This window comes from Clostridium sp. MSTE9, assembly GCF_000277625.1.
Lineage (GTDB): Bacteria > Bacillota > Clostridia > Oscillospirales > Acutalibacteraceae > Faecalispora > Faecalispora jeddahensis.
Genome location: NZ_AKFU01000034.1, coordinates 65,222 through 86,120 on the forward strand (window position 1 = coordinate 65,222; position 20,899 = coordinate 86,120).

At 50.1% G+C, this 20,899-nt stretch carries 21 protein-coding genes; 12 read left to right on the top strand and 9 right to left on the bottom strand.

Features of this window, described 5'->3' with window-relative positions; genetic code table 11:
• Positions 1–119 precede the first annotated feature (119 nt).
• Positions 120–1,070 (bottom strand): LysR family transcriptional regulator, encoded by a 951-nt coding sequence (locus HMPREF1141_RS08760; protein ID WP_009063232.1) that lies wholly within the window; start codon positions 1,068–1,070, stop codon positions 120–122.
• Between the two features lie 337 nt (positions 1,071–1,407).
• Between HMPREF1141_RS08760 and HMPREF1141_RS08765 the strand changes: the two genes are divergently transcribed.
• Together HMPREF1141_RS08765 and HMPREF1141_RS08770 are read left to right on the top strand one after the other, a co-directional pair.
• Positions 1,408–2,262 (top strand): DUF6282 family protein, encoded by an 855-nt coding sequence (locus tag HMPREF1141_RS08765; protein WP_009063345.1) that lies wholly within the window; start codon positions 1,408–1,410, stop codon positions 2,260–2,262.
• 95 nt (positions 2,263–2,357) lie between these two features.
• Complete coding sequence (locus HMPREF1141_RS08770; RefSeq protein WP_009063248.1) at positions 2,358–3,665, top strand: NRAMP family divalent metal transporter; 1,308 nt, start codon at positions 2,358–2,360, stop codon at positions 3,663–3,665.
• A gap of 87 nt (positions 3,666–3,752) precedes the next feature.
• Here HMPREF1141_RS08770 and HMPREF1141_RS08775 read toward each other — a convergent pair whose 3' ends face one another.
• A complete protein-coding gene (locus tag HMPREF1141_RS08775) occupies positions 3,753–4,670 on the bottom strand; it encodes a LysR family transcriptional regulator (RefSeq protein WP_009063349.1) in 918 nt (305 codons plus the stop codon).
• A gap of 229 nt (positions 4,671–4,899) precedes the next feature.
• Here HMPREF1141_RS08775 and HMPREF1141_RS08780 point away from each other — a divergent pair, with 229 nt between their 5' ends.
• From HMPREF1141_RS08780 to HMPREF1141_RS08795, 4 genes are all read left to right on the top strand, one after another.
• Positions 4,900–6,264: an acyclic terpene utilization AtuA family protein gene (locus tag HMPREF1141_RS08780; protein ID WP_009063314.1), complete on the top strand. Its 1,365-nt coding sequence runs from the start codon at positions 4,900–4,902 to the stop codon at positions 6,262–6,264.
• Between the two features lies 1 nt (position 6,265).
• A complete protein-coding gene (locus HMPREF1141_RS08785) occupies positions 6,266–6,577 on the top strand; it encodes a DUF4387 domain-containing protein (protein WP_009063240.1) in 312 nt (103 codons plus the stop codon).
• A gap of 149 nt (positions 6,578–6,726) precedes the next feature.
• On the top strand, positions 6,727–7,023 hold the full coding sequence (locus HMPREF1141_RS08790; RefSeq protein WP_035316831.1) for a hypothetical protein: 297 nt from the start codon (positions 6,727–6,729) through the stop codon (positions 7,021–7,023).
• Positions 7,020–7,877 carry an IS3 family transposase gene (locus tag HMPREF1141_RS08795; RefSeq protein ID WP_035316834.1) on the top strand — a complete coding sequence of 286 codons (858 nt, stop codon included), beginning with the start codon at positions 7,020–7,022 and terminating at the stop codon, positions 7,875–7,877. Before HMPREF1141_RS08790 ends, HMPREF1141_RS08795 begins: the two co-directional genes overlap by 4 nt.
• A 269-nt stretch (positions 7,878–8,146) precedes the next feature.
• On the opposite strand, the gene HMPREF1141_RS08800 is transcribed toward HMPREF1141_RS08795, so the two are convergent.
• Positions 8,147–9,313 carry a cadherin-like beta sandwich domain-containing protein gene (locus HMPREF1141_RS08800; RefSeq protein WP_009063353.1) on the bottom strand — a complete coding sequence of 389 codons (1,167 nt, stop codon included), beginning with the start codon at positions 9,311–9,313 and terminating at the stop codon, positions 8,147–8,149.
• A gap of 323 nt (positions 9,314–9,636) precedes the next feature.
• Here HMPREF1141_RS08800 and HMPREF1141_RS08805 point away from each other — a divergent pair, with 323 nt between their 5' ends.
• The gene (locus HMPREF1141_RS08805) at positions 9,637–10,179 is read left to right on the top strand and encodes a hypothetical protein (protein WP_009063339.1); all 543 of its coding nucleotides are present in this window, start codon (positions 9,637–9,639) and stop codon (positions 10,177–10,179) included.
• Positions 10,180–10,318: 139 nt separating this feature from the next.
• Here HMPREF1141_RS08805 and HMPREF1141_RS08810 read toward each other — a convergent pair whose 3' ends face one another.
• From HMPREF1141_RS08810 to ygiD, 3 genes are read right to left on the bottom strand one after another with little or no spacing between them, the layout of a single operon-like run.
• Positions 10,319–10,852, bottom strand: coding sequence for an HD domain-containing protein (locus HMPREF1141_RS08810; RefSeq protein WP_009063265.1), 534 nt, complete (start codon positions 10,850–10,852; stop codon positions 10,319–10,321).
• 42 nt (positions 10,853–10,894) lie between these two features.
• On the bottom strand, positions 10,895–11,446 hold the full coding sequence (locus HMPREF1141_RS08815) for an NAD(P)H-dependent oxidoreductase (RefSeq protein ID WP_009063259.1): 552 nt from the start codon (positions 11,444–11,446) through the stop codon (positions 10,895–10,897).
• 52 nt (positions 11,447–11,498) lie between these two features.
• The gene (gene ygiD, locus HMPREF1141_RS08820; protein ID WP_009063197.1) at positions 11,499–12,272 is read right to left on the bottom strand and encodes a 4,5-DOPA dioxygenase extradiol; all 774 of its coding nucleotides are present in this window, start codon (positions 12,270–12,272) and stop codon (positions 11,499–11,501) included.
• 272 nt (positions 12,273–12,544) lie between these two features.
• Between ygiD and HMPREF1141_RS08825 the strand changes: the two genes are divergently transcribed.
• The 3 genes from HMPREF1141_RS08825 to HMPREF1141_RS08835 all read left to right on the top strand — a co-directional run bounded on the left by HMPREF1141_RS08825 (position 12,545) and on the right by HMPREF1141_RS08835 (position 14,756).
• Positions 12,545–13,420: an NAD(P)/FAD-dependent oxidoreductase gene (locus tag HMPREF1141_RS08825; protein ID WP_009063308.1), complete on the top strand. Its 876-nt coding sequence runs from the start codon at positions 12,545–12,547 to the stop codon at positions 13,418–13,420.
• Between the two features lie 350 nt (positions 13,421–13,770).
• Positions 13,771–14,247 (top strand): desulfoferrodoxin family protein, encoded by a 477-nt coding sequence (locus HMPREF1141_RS08830; RefSeq protein WP_009063274.1) that lies wholly within the window; start codon positions 13,771–13,773, stop codon positions 14,245–14,247.
• 101 nt (positions 14,248–14,348) lie between these two features.
• Positions 14,349–14,756: a hemerythrin family protein gene (locus HMPREF1141_RS08835; RefSeq protein WP_009063375.1), complete on the top strand. Its 408-nt coding sequence runs from the start codon at positions 14,349–14,351 to the stop codon at positions 14,754–14,756.
• Between the two features lie 346 nt (positions 14,757–15,102).
• On the opposite strand, the gene HMPREF1141_RS08840 is transcribed toward HMPREF1141_RS08835, so the two are convergent.
• The 3 genes from HMPREF1141_RS08840 to HMPREF1141_RS08850 are packed head-to-tail and all read right to left on the bottom strand — an operon-like array spanning position 15,103 to position 16,390.
• Positions 15,103–15,552: a hypothetical protein gene (locus HMPREF1141_RS08840; protein ID WP_035316835.1), complete on the bottom strand. Its 450-nt coding sequence runs from the start codon at positions 15,550–15,552 to the stop codon at positions 15,103–15,105.
• A gap of 17 nt (positions 15,553–15,569) precedes the next feature.
• Positions 15,570–16,028, bottom strand: coding sequence for a DUF1700 domain-containing protein (locus HMPREF1141_RS08845; RefSeq protein WP_009063301.1), 459 nt, complete (start codon positions 16,026–16,028; stop codon positions 15,570–15,572).
• A gap of 2 nt (positions 16,029–16,030) precedes the next feature.
• Entirely contained in the window at positions 16,031–16,390 is a 360-nt protein-coding gene (locus HMPREF1141_RS08850) for a PadR family transcriptional regulator (protein ID WP_035316836.1), read from the bottom strand.
• A 428-nt stretch (positions 16,391–16,818) separates the two neighbouring features.
• Between HMPREF1141_RS08850 and HMPREF1141_RS08855 the strand changes: the two genes are divergently transcribed.
• Both HMPREF1141_RS08855 and HMPREF1141_RS08860 read left to right on the top strand, forming a co-directional pair.
• Positions 16,819–17,394, top strand: a complete 576-nt coding sequence (locus tag HMPREF1141_RS08855; protein WP_009063253.1) for a TetR/AcrR family transcriptional regulator — start codon at positions 16,819–16,821, stop codon at positions 17,392–17,394.
• Between the two features lie 141 nt (positions 17,395–17,535).
• Positions 17,536–19,311, top strand: a complete 1,776-nt coding sequence (locus HMPREF1141_RS08860) for an oleate hydratase (RefSeq protein WP_035316837.1) — start codon at positions 17,536–17,538, stop codon at positions 19,309–19,311.
• Positions 19,312–20,899: the final 1,588 nt, after the last annotated feature.

The following is a 20,899-nucleotide window of genomic DNA, read 5'->3' on the forward strand; positions in this document are numbered from 1 at the left end:
GCAGGTTGATCTTTTAAAAAATAGATTTTTATAAAAAGCCCCGCATCACGCGTGATGCGGGGCTTTTCTGGCGATTTTTTAGTTCATGAGAATCTGCGAAGGTACGCTGTGTACAGGAATTATTTATGGCTGGAAACCAGCTTATTGGCTTCTTCCTGCAGCATTTCACAGAAGGCTTTGATGTAGAAAGGCTGCCGAATATCCTTATGCCAGATCAACTCGATGCGCAGCGGGTATTGAAAGTTTTTTACGGGAAAGATGTGGATGTACTTGTCCGGGTCGCACTTGGCATTGTGCTCGTAAATCCGCAGCGACAGCATTTCGGGGATCAAAGCGGCGCACAAGCCCGACGCACACAAGAGAATATGCGTATCGCAGTCGCTGATATGGTAAGGGGTATTTGACAAATGAATTCCGTAGTCCTTTAGATGCTGCTGAATCATCAGGTTTACTGCGCCCGTTTCGTAATACAGCGAAAAGGGAACCTCTGAAAAGCGCGAAAGATCTGCGCCCTGTTCAAATTCCTTCATTTCTTTGCTGCCAAAATGCTGCTGAAACAGACTTTCGCTGATGATCAGGTACATATGGTCAATGGCCAGGGGCATGGTGTGGAACACCGGGTTTAAAGAGGCGTTGGCCCCCAGAAACAAATCAATGGTACCGTCCAGCAGCTTTTCCTCCAGAATCACGGTATCGTTTACATAGAAAGAAACGTCTACCTTGGGAAAATGCTCGTAATAGCGTTTGAGCATCAGCGGCAATATGATCTGCGCGCGTGAAGTGCTCATCCCCACGGTAAAGGCGCCCCTGCGCCCGTCGGCAATTTCATGAATATTTCTCTCCATGTTGTTCTCTAAAATATGTACGCTTCGCAGGGCTTTGAGCATGGTTTCACCCGCTTCCGTCAGGTGCAGATTCGGCTTTCGCTCGAACAGGGGGACACCGTATTCTTCCTCCAGGCGTTTGATGTGATCGCTGACGCACTGCTGCGTTACGTAGGCTCGTTTTGCCGCGCGGCTAATGCTCAGCTCTTCGGCGGCCAAAAGAAAAATCTTAAAGCTTTGTTTCATCGCAGTTTCCCTTCCGTCGGCACAACCCGACATTTCAGACACAAGAAATAACTTGTGAAGAAGCGAAATTTTCTTGTGCGATTTTTTGATCGTGATTTGGTTTTATCGAAAGAACTTTTCAAAATTACGATCATTATAGTTCGAAATGCCGGATATTTCAAGGATTTTCCATTTAATAGAAAAAAGTGAATATTTGATTCCAGAGCTTCTTACACAAGTAAAAGTTTTGATTCTGATGTAGAAATACTTGTTTTTCAAATGGGCCGTACCGTGCTACAATTTTGTTAATGAAGCTTCACGAAATGAATAGAAAATTGCGATATCGGGGGACTATTTTATGGAGTACTATCAACGAAAGGCGGCAGAGTTACTGGAAGGAGGCTATGATCTTCATGTTCACAGTACCCCTTCTCACATCGAACGAATACTGGATGACGTAGAGGTATTGCAGCAGGCAAGTGAAGCAAAAATGGCAGGAATTCTGATCAAAAACCATTATGAATCCACCGCTGCGCGAGCCATGCTGCTAAACAAGCGAAGTGGCCTTGCAACCAAAGCCTATGGCGGCGTTGTGCTGAACTGGCCGGCGGGGGGACTTAATCCATATGCGGCGGAAAGCGCGCTGAAGCTCGGGGCAAGCTTTGTATGGCTGCCAACCCGAGACGCGGCTAATTGTCTGGCATATGGAAATATGCTGGGTGACTTTTTCGACAGGCCGGGCATTTCTGTTCTGGATGAGAATGATAAGCTTCTGCCAGCAGTTTACGAGGTGCTGGAGGTCGTCAGACGGTATCATGCCGTGTTTGCTACCGGCCATGTCAGCCCAAAGGAGTCGGTAATCGCGTGTAAGGAAGCGCGGCGAATGGGTGTGCACACGGTTCTGACACACCCGGAGTGGGAACGTACCGTTGTACCCGGTGAGATTCAGGCGCAGTTGGCCGGGCTGGGGGTGGTGGTGGAAAAGGACTGGATCAATATTGCGGATGGCGCCTGCCCGGTGGAGGTAATGATGCGCAATATTCGCCTGGTGGGCTGTGAGCACGTGTTTATCGCAACAGACAGGGGACAAAAGGGAAAAGAAACTCCGAGGGAGGGGATGCTGCATTTCATTGAATTGCTGATTGAACAGGGCTTTTCCGACAGGGAAATCAAAACCATGGTTCATTCTGTTCCCGAGTCGCTGCTGATCTAAAGGCTGAACGGAGTCTGAAAATAAAAAGGAGGCGAGACGGTAAAAGAACAAATCATTTAGGATACGAAGCCAGAAAAATAGCTAGGGGTGAAGAAATGAGTAAAAATTTAGTTGAACAGGAAAACGATGTTCGCAGCCAGTCTGCCAATATCGAAGGAAACGACGAAACCGCTCAAGCGGGCGCAAATAACTTATGGGCAAAGCTGAAGAACATTTTGGGAACAGGACAGCAATCGGCTCTTTTGGGAGCGGCGTTCCTGATGTTTACCTCGGCAATCGGGCCGGGCTTTCTGATGCAGACGACGACTTTTACGGAACAGTACCGGAATTCTTTTGGGTTTGTCATTCTGGTGGTTACTTTTATATCCATTTTTGCACAGCTGAACATATGGCAAATCATTGCGGCCAGCAGGCTTCGGGCTCAGGATGTGGCGAATAAGGTTCTTCCGGGTCTTGGCCATGTCATTGCGTTTTTCGTATCGTTCGGCGGTCTTGCCTTCTGTCTGGCGCACAACGCCGCGTCCGCTCTGGCCATGAATATCCTGTTCGGTCTTGATTACAAAATTGGCTCTCTCGTGATCGGAGTAATCGGGATCATTGTGTTTACATATAAAAGCATCGGCGTGGTTGTGGATAAATTTTGCGAGGTAACCGGGATTTTTATGCTGATTACGCTGATTTATCTTGGGATTGCCAGCCACCCGCCGGTAGGCCTTGCGTTAAAATCGACTTTTATGCCGAATGAGCTGCCCTTATTTCCTGTTGTCACCCTTATCGGCGGAACAGTTGGGGGATTTATCTGTTTTTCCGGCGGACATCGGCTTGTGGATGCCGGAATCGTGGGGCAGAAAAATTTGAAAAAAGTTGGCGGCTATGCAACTCTCGCCATTGTACTTACTACTATTGTAAGAATCATGTTGTTCCTTGCCGCACTGAGCGCCGTTGTATCCGGATTCAAACTGGATCCCTCAAACCCTGCGGCATCGGTTTTTTCATTCGTGATGGGGCCTGCCGGAAGCATTCTTTTTGCCGTGCTGATTTTCTCGGAGGCGCTGAATTCCTTAGTAGGGGCAGCGTATACTTCCGTATCCTTCCTGAAAACCCTGTCCAAAACCATCTATAATCATGAAAGGGGATCGATCGTTGCTTTCATTGCACTTTCCACCGTTCTTTTTGAATTTATCGGTCAGCCGGTCAAGGTAATGATCCTTTCCGGAACCCTGAACGCGCTGATTCTGCCGCTGGCCCTGGGCTCTATGCTGATCGCCGCGCACAGAAAGGACATCGTTGGGGAGTATAAACACTCCAAGATCATGACAGCGATGGGGTGGGTGGTTGTTGCCATTGCAGGCTATATGGCAATTGTTTCCTTTGGTGGTATTCCAGCAATGTGGCTGGATTAAAAACATATTTTGACAAGTGCCCGGGCTGCAGGTTTTCTTTTTGCAGCCCGGGCACTTGTCATCGTAATTATTATTAGTTTACCAAAATTATTCTGCCCGCACCGCGTCGGCGATGATCTCGATCAGCGCGTCAAGCGCGTGGGTGCGGTAGGTGTCTTTTCGAAAGCACACGAACAGCTCGCGCTCCGAAATGCTGTCCGCAATTGGGAAATACACACCATTTGTGTTGACATAATTCCCATAGTAAATCGCGGTGGAGGGCACAAATGTAAAGCCCAGATTCTCTTTTGCGAGCCGGTGGGCGACCTCGATGCTGTCGGTTTCGAGCAGCGTGCGGGGAATGCAGTGGGAGTCGGAAAAAATCTTTTCTGCCAGCGTGCGCATGCCGTGTCCCCGTTTCAGCAGAATGAACGGCGCGTCATATACCTCTCGCATATGCAGCGCCCGGTTGCTGACCCCCGTGCTGCAGCCCGGTAGATTTCGGTAAAAAAACGGCGGCGCCGCCAGGTAAATCTGCTCTTTGGCAATCGGTTCATAGCTCAGCCCGCTGATCTGCGGTAGGTATACGACCGCCAGATCCACCTGTCCGGCCAGCACCATTTCTGCCAGATTGTGCGGTGCGCTCTCCACCAGCTTCAAATCGAATTTCGGGTACATCGTAAAAAAGCGGGGCAGGATTTTGTGTGTCATAAAAATGCTCATATGCAGCGACATCCCCAGTGTGATGCGTCCGATGCTGCCGTCCTGAATCTCCGTAATTTGCTGTGTGACGGATTCGTAAATGCTGTGGATCTGCATGCAGGCCGCGAGATATTTTTCCCCCGCGTAAGTCAGCCGCAGCGGAATGCTGCTGCGGTCAAACAGCGCCGATCCCAGCTCGCGCTCAATGCCGAGAATCATCTGGCTCAGGGCGGGCTGCGAGATATACAGCTTTTTGGCAGCCCGGGTGATGTTCCCCTCGCGCGCCACCGTCATCAGGGCCTCCATCTGACGCTCGTTGATCATGTTTGCACCTCTGGTTTCACGGTTCTGTTTCTTCTTTAGGCCAAAGCGGAAAAGAAACAGCGGGCTTCATTTTGTCCTATTTAAGCAGCGTTTTAATATAAGACAAAACTTATTATTTTTATAATCATTATAATATTTTACAGATATTCTTTTGTCAAGTAGAATAAAAACAAGAAATCATCACCTGATTCCTTCTCAGAATCATCTAAATGAAATGCGAGGTGCCTTTATGAAAAAAGACTTGCTTCGGGTGCTTGTTCCAAGCGGAATGCTGGGGTATGGCTTCCCTCTGGACAGCTTCAACAGGGGGCTCGCGATGAATCCCGATTTTATCTCGGTGGATTCCGGTTCTACCGACAGCGGCCCGCAAAAGCTGGCACTGGGCAGCATGACCTGCACGCGCAGCGCCTACACGGAGGAGATGGAGATTCTCATCCGAGCCGGGCTGGAGCATCATATTCCCGTTTTTATCAGCTCCGCGGGCGGTGACGGGACGAACCAGCACGTGGAGATTTTTGCGGATATTGCGCGCGAGCTGGCTCATAAGAACGGATGGAAGCTGAATATGGCGCTGATTTACGCGGACATTGACAAAGAGGTCGTGCGCAAAAAGCTCGGCGAGGGGAAAGTGCAGCCCTGCGGGCCGGTGGATCCGCTGACCGCGCAGGACGTCGACGACGCAACAGTGATTGTGGCGCAGATGGGCACGGAACCGTACCTGAAAGTGCTGCGGGAAAATCCGGAAATCAACCTGATCATTTCGGGCCGCAGCTACGACCCGGCACCCATGGCGGCTATGGCGCTGCACAATGGCTTCCCCGCAGGGCTGGCGTGGCATATGGGCAAAATTCTGGAGTGCGGCGGCCTTTGTACCGAGCCCTCGAGCCGGTGTATGGTCGGTGAGCTGCATCAGGAGTATTTTGATTTGATCCCGCTGGGCGACAAAGAGCGCTGCACCCCCTATTCGGTGGCCGCGCACACGCTGTATGAGAAAACGCACCCGTACCTGCTGCCCGGCCCGGGCGGAACGCTCGACCTGTCCGGTTCCAAATTTGAGCCGGTAACGGAGAAAATCGTGCGGGTCAGCGGCAGCCAGTTCCGGCCCGCAGACCCGTATACCGTAAAGCTGGAGGGCGCAAAGCGCTGCGGCTACCGCTGCATCTGTGTTGCCGGTATCCGCGATCCGATTCTGATTTCGCAGATCGATCCCTTCCTCGACAGTGTGCGCGAGCTGGTGAACGGCCTGCCCGCAGAGCAGCGCGAGGGCAGCCAGCTGATTTTCCACGTGTACGGCAAAAACGGCGTGATGGGCGATCTGGAGCCGAACCCTGATTTTGTGCCGCAGGAGCTGTGCGTGATCGTAGAGGTAGCGGCACCCACGCCCCAGGCGGCGCAAGAGGTCTGCAACCGCGCGCGTATCGGGCTGCTGCACAATCCCTATGAGGGCAGAATGGCCACCAGCGGCAACATCGGCCTGCCGTTCACCCCGCTGGAAATCCCCCTGGGCGAGGTCTGCGCGTTCAACGTGTACCACCTGATGCAGGTGGATGATCCGGCCGCCTTGTTCCCCATTCAGTATATCGAGGTGAAGTAGCATGACATATTTAAAGGATATTGCGAAAATCATCCGCAGCAAAAATGCCGGCCCGTTCGAAGTGACGATGGATATCATCTTCCAGAACGAAGAGGATTACCGCCGGGTGCTCGACAGCGGCGTGATCAACCGTGAGCTGGTTTCGAAGCTGTACCATATTGATCCGGAGAAGATCATCACCCTGAGCAGCTTTGACGCGGCGCGTGCCATTAAAATTACATTGCCCCGCCCGCGCAAGCAGGGCTCGATCGGCGAGACCGATATGCACGCCGCCCAGCAGCACGTGCCGCTGATGCTGATTGAGCTGCCGTGAGACTGCCTGCCGATTTCATCACTGCCTCCTTTTGAATCATTAAGATACAGAAAAGGCCGTCCTGTTCCGCTGAACAAGTCCGTAAAAAACGGACAATGACAAAAGGCCCCCAATCGTAGGATAATATAACTACGATTGGGGGCTTCGCTATGCACAGACAAAAAGGAACACCAAATATACCACAAGAAATAGTCCATGAGATAATTACCCGACATAGAGCAGGGGAAACAGTACGGGAGTTAATGAAAGTATACGGAAAGACATATTATACGATTCGGAATATCATTAAGCGTGAAAACAAGAAAAGCAGATCAACAGAGCCATTGAAAAAGTCTCGAGGGCGAAAACCAGCTGTAACACTGCAAGAATACAAATACGAGAACAAACGTCTCAAGATGGAAAATGAATTATTGCGGGATTTTCTTCATCTCGCTGGAAGGAAGTGAGGCCACAAGTAAAATATTTGGCAATATATCACCACAAAGGAAAATATCCAATCACTACTATGTGTCAATTTATTGGGGTATCCCGCAGTGGCTACTATGAGTACGTCAAAAGAATAAACAAGCCACAGTTTGACCAGTCTCTGGCTGTACTGATTGCGGAATGCCAACAAACCTGCCGAAGAACTTATGGCTACCGCAGAGTACATATCTGGTTGCAAAAGAGGGGAATTTACCGGAATCCCAAAACGGTATTGCGCATTATGCAGAAGTATGATCTGCTCGCTGAAATCCGCCGTTACCGGAAATACCGAAAAATGGGAGAACAACTGCACAAATACCCCAATTTGCTGGACAGACAGTTCACTGCCCTGCGGCCAAACCAAAAGTGGGTCACGGATATTTCTTACATCCATACAGGTCAGGGAGTCTTGTACCTGTCCATTATCCGGGATCTATATGACAACAGCATTGTCTCCTACAAAACAGGTACAGAGCAGACGGTAAATCTGGTTTTGGATACAATCCGGCTTGCCAAGCGAAAAGAAAATGTCACTGCGGAGTTGCAGCTCCACAGTGACCAAGGCTTTCAATACACATCCCAAGCATATTTCTGCCTGACTCAAAGATACGGCATTACGCCATCCATGTCAAGACGCGGAAATTGCTATGACAATGCAATGGCTGAAAACTTTTTTTCCTGCCTCAAAACGGAATGCATCTACAGGCAGAAGATTCATACATTTCAACAAGCCAGAGAATTAATCGATGAATACATTTGTTTTTACAACCATCAGCGCATCCTGTTAAAGACAAAACTGGCACCGCTCGAAAAGCGACACCAGTTTGTTGCTTAATTGAATACCCTACGATCGGGGGCCTTTTTGTACTGTCCTCACAATTTGGTGCAGTTCACCGCATTCTTGCGAAACAGGACGGCCTTTTCTCGATGTTTTTCGCGACCTCGCCGCAGAGTTTCTGTGAAACTTTTTCGATTGTCGGAATAAATCCATCAAAATTGGGCGATCTTTTATTCATTCATACAATGGTACAATTCGCTGGATACACCCGCTCAAAAACTGCTGGACTGATGACCTGTAAAACAGGCCTTGAAAAATCCCGCCCGTTAACGCTTTCCTCTGTTGTTCCAGACATTCCAGGCTGTCAGTGCGGTCAGAACCATCACACAGCAGGCCAGAATCCAAATTGGCAGGCTGTCCGTCTGTCCGCCGACGATGTACAGGTTCCTTGTGCCGCCCGTTTGCACAGCTTCCGGCTCTGCCGTTGTTCCCGGATTTGCAGCGGCGAGGGGAGAGGTGCTTTTGGACGAGAATTTCGAAGAGGACTTGGAGGAAGCAGATTTGGAAGAGCTGCTGCCGGAGGCCTTGGAAGAAGTGCTGCCGCTGCTTTTCTGAGAGGAGGAGGGTTTCTCCGCAGTCTGCTTTCCGGTGCTTTGTTTTTCCGGAGAGGAGGAGGCCGCGGGCTTGGCGCTTTCCTCCGGTTCCGCAGAGGCAGGTGACTCGGCCCGGTTCACGCGGATCAGGTACTGCGACTTGCTCTTTTTATTTTCCGCGGTTACGGTCACAACGATTTCGGTCGTTTCGCCCGCCCGCTGCAGCGACTGCCGGTTTATCCGCACCGCTCCGCCGTCCGCCGCGTCCGCCTGAAATTTGACCGAGCTGATATTCGAGCCGACCCGCAGCTCGTATTCGGCGATATCGGACGAAAAATCGGGGCGCAGCCTGCCGGTGGAGGGTACCAGGCTGAGCAGGCTCGCATCTTGCGACAAAGCGGGCTTGATGGAAAAGGAGAGCTGTGCTTCTCTGTCGTACTGCGGCAGCAGGCGCTCGGCCCAGTCGGCGGTTTGGTCAATCTGAACCGCAATGCCGGCGGAGCCGGGGTCGGCATCCTCCGGTACGGAAAAAATAAAAGTAATGCACACGCCGTTCAATTTGGGCGCCGAAAGGCCATCGCAGGCATACACGCCGGTCACGCTCTCTCCGTCGTCGTAAAACTGAAACGCACCGCTTTGAATTTGATCCGAGGTTTCTGTCCGCAAAAAATGCAGACGCGCGCTGTCGTACTCCAGCCGCGCACGGAATGCGGCGGGCTGTTCACCCTCGGCCAGCGCGCCGGAATTCGCCGAAAGCTCTACGCGTACGGTTTCGCCGGGATAAACGGATTCGGCAGAAAGGGCAGCAGAAAAATATTCTGTCGCCGCTGCGGCGACATGGCAGGGATAACCAATCAGAACAGCGCATACAATCATAATAAGCAGGCATCGTATTTTCATTGAGAACGCCCTTTCCATTTTGGGGGAATATGGAAGAACCGCTTTTTTCTTATATTACCACACCATGCCGCAAAGCCGCAATATAGCGGCCCAAAGCGCCGGAAGAAACATTTCGTTCATATTTTATTAACATTTTTGCTGTAAAAAAGACTATGATATTAGTATCCTCTTGGCGTAAGCGAAAGCAGAGATTTGGCGCCCGAGAGCATAGGATCATTCGCTCAATGCTTCCGAAAAATAGGGGTGGGATTTTCTGAAGCCGATTCGATGATGGATGATTTGACCAAAAGCACTTGCTGCTATTTTTTGAAGAAGGAATTGTTATGTTCAAGAATGCTACTCTGACTCACGCGATCGTATGGAATGTCATGATGATCACCATGTGGCACTGTGTGGTGTTTTTTGCCTGCGTTAAACTGCCGAAGCAGACGTTTGATCCCTCGAAAAACCGTTATCAGGCATTCCGCTGGGAGCAAAACGGCCGGTGGTACCGCACTTATCTGAAAATTCAGTTGTGGAAAGACAGCGTCCCCCAGTATATTGGAAAAGACGGCTTCTCGAAAAAGCATCTGACGCGCGTTTCTCCGGAATATATCGATGAGTTCATGCTCGAGACCTGCCGCGGAGAATGGATGCACCTGAAAAACTGCATCTGCGTGGTTGTGGTTATCATCGTCAATTCCTCGTGGATGATGGGCCTGGTGTTCTCCGGGTTGATTTTTCTGGGGAATCTGCCGTTTGTGTGCATTCAGCGCTACAACCGTTTTCGCCTGCAGACGCTGCGTGAAATTCTCATTAAGGAGCGGGCGCGGGCCCGCCGCTTGGAAGCCCGCAGCAAAGAAACCGCTTTGCGGACGCTTTCCTGAAATTGACGGTGTGAATGAAAAAAGAAAAACACTCGGTGCGCCCTTTCGGGCGACCGGGTGTTTTTGATGAGTGGCGGACAAAATAGAAAAAGCGGGCGGTATGGTTATACCGCCCGCTTTTTTATTATCATCTGTCTGTTCAGGGCTGCCTGGTGGAACGGCAGAAGAAGGTTTCCCACAGGGAGCAACATTTGTCTGCCGCGCAGACAACCGCGGATTCGCGGAATCTGGGGCAGCTCCCGAGTGTGAGGGGCCACATGTGCTTTTCAATGATGTCGCGCTCCCGCTCGCTCAGCGGGAACAGGCGCTCGGCGTTTTTCAGCGCCGCCTTGGGATGCGTAAAGCCATGCAGCCCGGGGCGGTCCGGAGCCTTTTCATGCCAGTCGTACAGAAAAAAGTCATGCAGCAGCGCGCCGCGCACCAGGCTGTTCAAATCCGCGCGCAGCCCCAGCCTGCGGCAAATCCAGAAGCTGAGCTCGGCGACCGCTACGCTGTGCTCCAGGCAGCTGACCGAGCCGTGCTGAATAAAACGCTCCATTTGAAGCACCTGCGGGTGATCCAGAAGCTGCCGCGCGTACCGTTCAAACTGCTCCCGCTCCTGCGGTGTCAGCGATACGCGCAGACTGCGTGCTCGCCGCGAGGGGGGCGGTAATTGTTTGCTGCTGTTTTCCATGGATTGCTTTCTCCATCTGAATTGCATGGGTTTCGGCCTGAATTATTTCTCCGCCCTGGCCAGATCGACCAGTGCGTTCACGAGGCCGGACAGATACTTTTTCGTATTCTCATCCTGCAGGTTGCCGTCGGCGTCGAACTTTTCCCGCGCGAACGCGACAAAGACCTCGGGCTGGTTCAAAAGCTTCAGGTTCAGGATCACGGCTACCTGGCGCAGATGATACTGTGCGCGGGCGCCGCCCAGCGCGCTGCTGGAAACGCTGAAGAGCGCCGTGGGCTTGCCGGAAAGCGGCTTCGTGGCGTCGCGGGACGCCCAGTCCAGCGCGTTTTTCAGCACGGGGGGAATCGAATAGTTGTATTCAGGGGTCGCGATCAGCAAAGCGTCGGCCTCGGCAACCTTTTTCTTAAACTCCGTCACAGGGGCCGGCAGCTCGCCGCCCTCCAGATCCTGATTGAAAAAAGGAATCGCGGAAAGATCCAGAATTTCAAGCTCGGCGCCTTCGGGCAGCAGTTCCTTGGCCGCACGCAGCGCGCCGCGATTATAAGAGCCTTTGCGAAGGCTTCCGGTAAATCCTACAATTTTAATGGTATCCATAATTACAATTGTTCCTTTCACTTTCGGTACGGCTTTGCAGGGCCGCTCTCATTTATGGCTGAAACAGGTAGCTGGTCATAGACAGCGAACCCATCAGACAATCCTCGTTAAAAACAGTCAGCCGATCTTCCTCGTTCGACGCCCCCAGAACATACAGCAGGGGATAAAAGTGGTCGGGCATCGGGAATGCCATTTTGGCGCAGGAACCGGCTTTTCTGTAATCCACCACATCGGGGAATTCTCTTTTTTGGATTTTGTCCCGAATATAGCCGTCAAATTCCTCGGCCCACGAAAATCCGCTCTCCGCTTCCCACTGGATTCTTGCCAGGTTATGCACGATGTTTCCGCTGCCGATGATCATAACGCCTTCATCCCGCAGGGCGGACAGGTCCTGCCCCATCTGAAAGTGCGCCTGTGCGCCGGCGGTGCCGTCCACACTCAGCTGAACCACAGGGACGTTAGCCTCAGGAAACAGATGGCACAGCACAGACCACGCGCCGTGGTCAATCCCCCAGCTGTTATCTGTCTGCACGGGAACAGAGAGCAGCTCCTGCGCGCGGGCGGCCAGCTCCGGTGAGCCGGGCGAGGGATAATGCACCCGGTACAGCTCTTCGGGGAAGCCGTACATATCATACACCAGCCGCGGCGTTTTGGTATCCATGATTCTGCTCCCGTGGGTATACCAGTGTGCCGAGATCATCAGGATGGCCCGGGGGCGTGCCAGCTGACGGCCGATTTCCTGCCACTTTTTCGTATATTTGTTGTTTTCCACCGCGTTCATTGGGGAGCCATGTCCCACAAACAGCGCAGGCATTCGTTCCGGCATAAGAATCCTCCTTACAGACGCTGGGGTTATGTTTTGTTTGATGAAGTAAACGGCAAAATTTTCCTGCCGCAAATTTATTATATACCGATTTCTGCAAGAAAACCACTGTGATTCCGACAGTTTTTCAGGGCCGCGCGCACGGCCCTTTGATTGTTTCTATTGAGAAAATGAGATTTGTAACTTGATCACGATACTTTTCTTTTTGAAAATGATATACTATACTAGAATAAAATTCCATCGAACATCGAAATCGGAAAAGGAGAGGCTCAATAATGGCAAACATCGTGATCGTCGGCAGAGGCCCCGCTGGCATCTCCGCCGCTCTTTATACCCTGCGCGCCGGAATGGCAACGACAATTATCGGCAAAGACAATGGGACGCTCGAAAAGGTAGAGAAGATCGAGAATTACTATGGATTCCCCGAGCCGATCACCGGAACAGAGCTGGTGCAGACCGGGCTTCAGCAGGCAAAGCGTCTGGGCGCCCAGATGGTGGAGGATGAAGTGGTCGGCATCTCGTATGACGGGCGCCTGACGGTCAAGACCACGCACGGCGAATACCCGGCAGATGCGCTGATTCTCGCGACGGGCTCCACCCGTTCTGCACCGCGCATTCGCGGACTGCAGGAGCTGGAGGGCCATGGTGTGAGCTACTGCGCCGTGTGCGACGGCTTTTTCTACCGCGGCAAAGAGGTAGTGGTTCTGGGCAACGGCGACTACGCCATTCACGAAGCGCTCGAGCTGCTGCATACCTCAAAATCCGTTACGGTTCTCACGAACGGCAAAAAAATGCTCGCCTCCGTGCCGGAGGGCATCGGGCTGTGCACGAAAGAGATCCAGTCGCTCGACGGCGATCAGGTTCTGAGCGGCGTGCGTTTTGAGGATGGTACCTCACTGACTGCCGAGGGCGCATTCGTGGCCGTCGGCGTGGCCGGCAGTACCGATCTTGCCCGCAAGCTTGGGGCAGAAGTGGAAAACAATAAGATCGTCGTCGATGAAAATATGGCGACGAATATTCCGGGGCTTTACGCGGCCGGGGATTGCACCGGGGGCCTGCTTCAGGTTTCCAAGGCGGTTTACGAGGGCGCAAAGGCCGGGACGGAAGCGGCCAAATTCCTGCGTTCCATGGCCAAGACGGCAAAAGCATAATAACGCCATGCCGCCGCGCGGTTTTGGCTGACTCGCCGGTCTGCTTTGCAGGCCGGCGTTTTTGCGTTTTCTCGCGGCGGTGATTTTTTATTTTCCGTCATATGGAGCGGAGAGGCTATAAAGTTTCAATTATGTAGAGAAATTTCTTAAAATAAAGAATGATTATTATTTATTTCCTCAAATCGGCGGAAAACCCTTGCGTTTTGATCGAAAAAGCGATAAGATGAGATTGAAATTTCTGGCAAGAGGTCTCATTCAATCAAACAGAACGGCTGCAATTTGTCCTGCGGCGGCTGTCGCGGCTTTGGGGCGGAGCGGCTGTTTCCAAACATGAAAAAGGAGTGGAAAATATGAAATCTGCTGTTTTTTATCAGTGTAAGCATTGTGGGAATTTGGTGGCGCTCATCGGCTTTGGGGGCGGCACATTGGTCTGCTGTGGGGACCCGATGGTACAGCTGCAGGCCAATGTAACCGACGCCGCGCACGAGAAGCATGTGCCGGTAGCTCATGTGGAGAACGGCCGCCTGATCGTTGAGGTTGGCTCTGTGGCGCATCCGATGACCGCCGAGCATTATATCGAGTGGATTGCGTTGGAAGACGGCGACAGGCTGGAAATTGTGAAGCTGCACCCGGGCGACAAGCCGAGGGCAGAGTTTACTTATCATCCGGGCGAGGCTCACGAAGAAATTTTCGCGGGCGAAAACGATGAGATCGTGCCCAACTGTGAGGCCAACCCCTGCAATTTTGTGTACCGCGAGGGAGAGACTTCTCACGCGGTGGTTTACGCGTTCTGCAATCTGCACGGCTTGTGGAAAGCGGAGCTGTAAAGCAGAATCGCCTTTATTTGCGGCTCTCAAATGAATGGAATACAGGGCTCAGCGGGTGCGAACAAGCGCCCGCCGCGCCTGAACATAGAGGAGTGCTATTGATGGCTTATACATTGACAAGTGACCTGGTTACAAATAACAGTATGATCGATACGCAGCACAAGCAGCTGTTTGACGCGATCAACACGTTGTTAGAGGCCTGCTCCAAGGGTCAGGGACGTGCGGAGATCGGCAAAACGCTCGATTTTCTGAGCAAATATGTGGACAAGCATTTCTCCGATGAAGAAAGACTGCAGCGCCAATATGCGTACCCGGAGTACGAGAAGCACCACAAATTCCATGAGGAATATAAAAAGACCATTCGCGAGCTTCAGCAGGAGCTGAACCAGAATGGAGCGAACATAGCGCTCGTGGCCAAGGTCAATACCGCAATCGGCGGCTGGCTGGTCAACCACATCAAGCGCGAAGATTTGAAAATGGCGCAGTACATCCGCGAGCACCAGAAATAAAAGACGTTGATCGTTCACATTCCTCCAATCAGGGTATTTACAAAGATCACGATCATTCCGCACACCGCGGGGCGATGACCGATCCAGTGTAAATGTCTTGATTGGAGGATTTGTTTTATGGAAAGCTCAATTTGGGTCCATAAAAAGCCGCTCTGCTGATTTTTAGGTCAGAAGAGCGGCTTTTTGAAGGATTCCAATGTCCGAATCAAACTTTTCATTTTTCTGATTGCTTCCTCGAATAGTAATATCCCTACGGCTTTTCAATAACCGGCCGCCGAAACAACGGTTTTTTTTATTTCCGTTAGGCGGCTTTTGGGAGTAGATATTCGAAGACATATTTTAACTGCTACTGTTCATTTTTGATATACATTCCAAACAAATCATCAGTATACGAAATACTGATGGTGGTGCTATCCTTTGTCAGTAAAGTACCTACCGAAATATAATCGTCATTGATTTCTTCTGAAACCTTTTCGACTTCTGAAAATCCGGATTCTTTCAGAGCCTTAATATACTGTTCCGATTTAAATTGTGTCATATCGGATAACTCAAGATAACAATATTCTTGATCCGGGTCAATCCACCCACGCAATAACGTACCTGATTCTGGTTGCGGTATGTTGGCCGTATATTCGTTTTCAGGCCATTCTTCAGTATCCAGCATAACAAAATTTTCAGGCAAAGCATTTCCAGAATGATCAGCGTTAACTCCATTATCAGATAAAGAAGTGTTACCACAAGCAGTCATAAGCGCAATAAGCATTGCGGCAAGAAATACCCCACAGGCTTTTTTCATTTTATTTCCTCCAATCTCTATTTCTTCTTTCGGGTAAGACCAATCATAAGGGCCACCGCAACAATGGCAAATATTAGTCCAATTGTTAATAGGGCGCTCCAAATATCAAAAGGCCAAAAACCATTAACCGTAATTTGTGTCATGGAATCAGCCTGACCGATTGTATTATCAGGGAGTGCGGAATGTTTAGTAACGAAAGCGGAAATCAGGCAGAATACCGCAATTCCACATGAGCAATAAACCGCTAATAACTTTTTCCTTCTTTTCCTATACTGCGCTCGGTTGAAGCCAATGGTTTCTTCCATACTTTCTGCAAAATCCTTTGGTGTTCCCAATCTGTCAATTACTTGCTTTTCGGTTTCTCCATGCTCTTTCGCGGAATCAAACGCTTCGTTTAAATCCCGGATAATTTCACGCTTTTGGTTGCGGGAAACAGATAATTCCTTTGTAACCTTCTTTATATATTCCTCTCTCATATTCAAGCCTCCAAATCTTTTACTATGTCAATAAAACTATCAACACATACCGTATAGCTACGCCAAAATGAAATCAACTCGCACAAGGTTTCTCGTCCTTTAGCAGTTAGGGAATAATATTTCTTTGGACCGCCATTTGCTTGTGATGAAGCGATCCGGCATTGAACTAGACCGGCATCTTGTAGGCGATATAGCATTGGATAAATCGTACCCTCTTTGGCATAACCAAATATTTTGCCGCCTGTTTCATTTAATTCTGTAATAATTTCATATCCGTAAGTTTCCTTTTTAGCAATCAGACATAGGAGTATCATTTCAAATGACCCCTTTTTGAATTGCTGAATATATTTACTATCCGCCATAATCACTTCTCCTTTTCCATGGGAGATACATAGTTTTGCTAAATAGCTATGCATAGTATGGGCTCAATTTTTGATTTTGTCAATACAGGCGACAGACAAAGCGTTTTTCCCTCTTTGTCCGCTGTATTTACTTATCTGTTGGTCGTCTATCCCGTTATTATTGGTGTCTTGGTATGTTGCTTCCTTATGCACCCTGTCCATTCGGTGGCGGATTGTGTCATGCGCGGTGCGTTGTTCCGTATTGATATCATTATGATTGAATAGAAGAATAACGGATGGTATAATAAGGGAAACGGGATTTTTGACGGCAGTGAAAAACTGCGGGCTACTTATCACTTAAGAAACAAGAAGAATCCCAGGTACATCATTTTCACAATTGCGGCCCATGTAGGCTTTGGCCGTAAGATCATAACAGGAAAGGTCATTGTATGTCACAAATAACCAAGCGGGCGCTGGAAGAATCCCTGAAGAGAATGCTGCTGAAAAAACCGGTCAACAAAATCACGATTTTAGACATCACGGAAGATTGCGGAATCAGTCGGATGACTTTTTATTACCATTTTAAGGATATCTATGATTTGATCGAGTGGTCTTGCGTGGAAGACGCCGCAAAGGCACTGGACGGAAAGAAAACGTATGACACCTGGCAGCAGGGATTCCTGCAGATCTTTCAGGCTGTTTTAGAAAATAAACCATTCATTCAGAATGTGTATCAGTCGGTCAGCCGGGAGCAGGTGGAAAATTATTTGTATACCCTGACGCACAAATTGCTGATCGGGGTGGTCGAGGAAAAGGCTGTAGGAATGGACGTTCACGACACCGATAAGGAATTTATTGCTAATTTTTATAAATTTGCGTTTGTCGGTCTGATGCTGGACTGGATCAAAGACGGAATGAAAAAAGACCCGCAGCAGATCATCGACCGGCTCAGCATCCTGATTGAAGGGGACATTACAAGGGCACTGGACAAATATCGTTTGGATAAACCCCATCAAAACCCCTGATATGATAAAAAATAATACAATTGAAACGTCGTGATCAAACTCTGATCACGGCGTTTTTATTGTTTATGGTATTTTTCGTGGGAAAAGCTAAACTGAGTAGTGTAAGCAGAAGATACAATAACGAAAGATGGAGGCAAGATGATGTATTATTCCAGCGGAAACTATGAAGCCTTTGCACGCCCGGAAAAGCCCGAGGGAGTTGACCGTAAATCCGCCTATATTGTCGGTTCCGGCCTGGCCGCTCTCGCGGCGGCGTGCTTCCTTGTTCGCGACGGGCAGATGAACGGAAAACGGGTTCATATTCTGGAGAAAGACCCGATCCCCGGCGGCGCCTGCGACGGTTACCATTATGACGGCCTCGGGTATGTGATGCGCGGCGGCCGCGAAATGGATAACCATTTCGAGTGCATGTGGGATTTGTTCCATTCTATCCCGTCCATAGAAACTGAGGGAGTCAGTGTGCTTGATGAATACTATTGGCTCAATAAGCACGACCCGAACTATTCTTTGATGCGCGCGACAGTCAATCGCGGCGAAGACGCCCACACAGACGGAAAATTCGACATTTCCGACAAGGGCGCTATGGAGATTATGAAGCTCTTCTTTACGCCGGACGAAGAGCTGTATGATAAGCGCATTGAAGAGGTATTTGATAATGAAGTACTGAATTCTAACTTCTGGCTGTACTGGCGCACCATGTTCGCCTTTGAGAACTGGCACAGCGCGCTCGAAATGAAGCTCTATATCAAACGCTTCATCCATCACGTGGGTGGCCTGCCGGATTTCAAGGCTCTCCGTTTCACAAAATATAACCAGTATGAGTCCATGATTCTGCCGATGATCAAATACCTGGAATCCCGCGACGTTCAGTTCCATTACGGCACCAAGGTCGTAAACGTGGAATTCGACATTCAAAAGGATAAAAAGGTTGCAAAATGCATCACGGTCATCCGGGACGGCAGCGAGGAAAGCATCGATCTGACCGAAAATGATCTCGTCTTTATCACCAATGGCGGCTGTGTCGAAAATTCCTCTCTCGGCGATCAGAATCAACCGGCGCCCTTCAACAAAGAAATCAAAGAAGGCGGCGGTTGGGATATGTGGCGCAAGATCGCAGCGCAGGATCCGTCCTTTGGCCATCCGGATAAATTCTGCTATGATCCGGAGCAGAGCAACTGGATGTCCGCGACCGTGACGACACTGGACGACCGCATTCCTCCCTATGTGCAGAAGATTTGCAAACGCGACCCCTTCAGCGGCAAGGTGGTCACCGGGGGCATTGTTACCGTTAAGGATTCCAATTGGCTGCTGAGCTGGACATTCAACCGCCAGCCGCAGTTCCGCAGCCAGCCGAAAGGCCAGCTGGTGGGTTGGGTTTACGGTCTGTTCAGCGACAGGCCCGGCAACTATGTGAAAAAGCCGATGCGCGAGTGCACCGGCAAAGAGATCTGCATGGAGTGGCTGTACCACATGGGGGTTCCGGAAAACGAGATCGAGGATATGGCGGAGCACAGCGCCAACACCATTCCCTGCATGATGCCCTATATCACCGCCTTTTTCATGCCCCGCAGCGCGGGGGACCGCCCCGCCGTTGTGCCGCAGGGCAGCGTGAACTTCGCGTTCCTCGGGCAGTTTGCAGAAACGGTGCGCGACACCATCTTTACGACGGAATATTCCATCCGCACCGGCATGGAGGCTGTCTATACCCTGCTGAACATCGACCGCGGCGTGCCGGAGGTCTGGGGCAGCACCTATGATATCCGCGATCTGCTGAATGCGACTGTCCAGCTGCGCGACGGTAAAAAAGTCACGGATATGGATCAGAGACTGCTCGAAAGATTGGCGCTCAAAGCGATCCTCCGGAGAGTGGAAGGCACCGATATTGAAAAGCTGCTGAAAGAATATCATGTCATTTGATTTGTCATAATGCGAATGAAGGCCGCTGTTCTGCAAGGGATCAGCGGCTTTCACTGTACTGCCTGTCGGAATGCAAAAAAGCGCCGGATTTTTAAAAATCCGGCGCTTCCTTTTACAATGTGACAATTTTTCTCATATCTGTATTTTATTCTTGCAAAGAACCCCAAATAATGGTATTATTTACCGGTAAGGCATGATTAAGTGCAAAGCAGGGACGAAGTGCTAGGAACACCTCGCCCCCTGCCTACGGAGAAACCCCCTCCATAAGCAACGGCATAGCCGCACCATGCAGACATAGTATAACCCATTTTTCCCCTTTTGTATAGAGGCATGTGGCAAAAATGGGAATCCCACTAAAGCGGGAGTTGTGTATTGCACTTGTGATATCGGGCGCTGTGTTTATGGGAGCATCCCTTTTAGGATTCCGTGACACGCGCTTTTTTGCTGCCTTACAGGCAAGTCCCGGCACGGGCCGGAAGATGTTCCATGAACATTCCCCCGAATTTTCATGCTAAGGCGATGTTAGCAGTTCATCGCCAGTCCCGGCCCTGCCGTCCTTGTCTGTAAGAAGGCCATTTCTGCACGCACTTTGGTGCAGACACTCGGCCATCCCGGCCGAAAGCGCCGTTCCTTTAAGGAACGGCGCTTATTTTTTTGTCGATTAAGAGTGACGACGTGTCGTCGCTATTTTCAATTGCTTTGTCTTTTTTGTGCGATCAATAAAACCGCATAGATAGAAAAAACCGTAAACACCGCGTAGGAGCTTAACGTTACATTGTTAAAAAACATGTTGAAAAACGGCCTTGATAGGTTGGAAAGCAACGGGGTATAGAATAAGCAGAGAAGAAAAAAGGCACTTTCCAATAATCCAATCATAGCGGGAAAGAAGCGGTACGGCTTTTTCTTGACGAAAAAGCGGTAAACAAACCAGGCAAAGATGAGAAAGTAAAGAATATAAACGACCAAAAAAATCCAGATCGTATCACCGGGATACCGTTTTAACAGCAGTGAAAGATGATAATCATAGATCGGCAATAAGATCAACGGCAGAATCGGGTATAAAATAAGAAACAAATGGTTGAAAACTCGTTTTTTCATTCTTGCCACTCCTTACCATTTTTATAAGCTATTGGATATAATCCATTATATCATGATTAAAACATTTTAAACAGATATACTTTTATGGTTTTATATGGACGAAGCCTACGCCTCTCGGACAGGCAGGCTTCTATTTTCCGCACAGAAACAAGCCTGTGCGCGCAGCTTAGTCAAAAGATCAGTTTAATCTTCGCAAAATGCAGGGAAAACCACCGCGCTGGGAAGCGCCCTTCTGTAAACCGGCAAATCAAAACTGCCGTCAGGTCAGCTCTGCGAGCCAACGAGAGCGCTCTGAAAATGCCCGCCGACAGACGGGACAGCAAGACTGCTTTCCCGATGAAACTCGGAGAGTGGGCATTTTCATTGGAGCGCCTTTCCGGTGGCTTTCGGTATCACAGTTAAGAACCGTTCCCCAAACGGATTCCAAAGGTGTCCTTTGGAAGGCCTTTGCTTACTTTCGTCCTTTCACGAAAGTAAGTGCCCGCCCCGG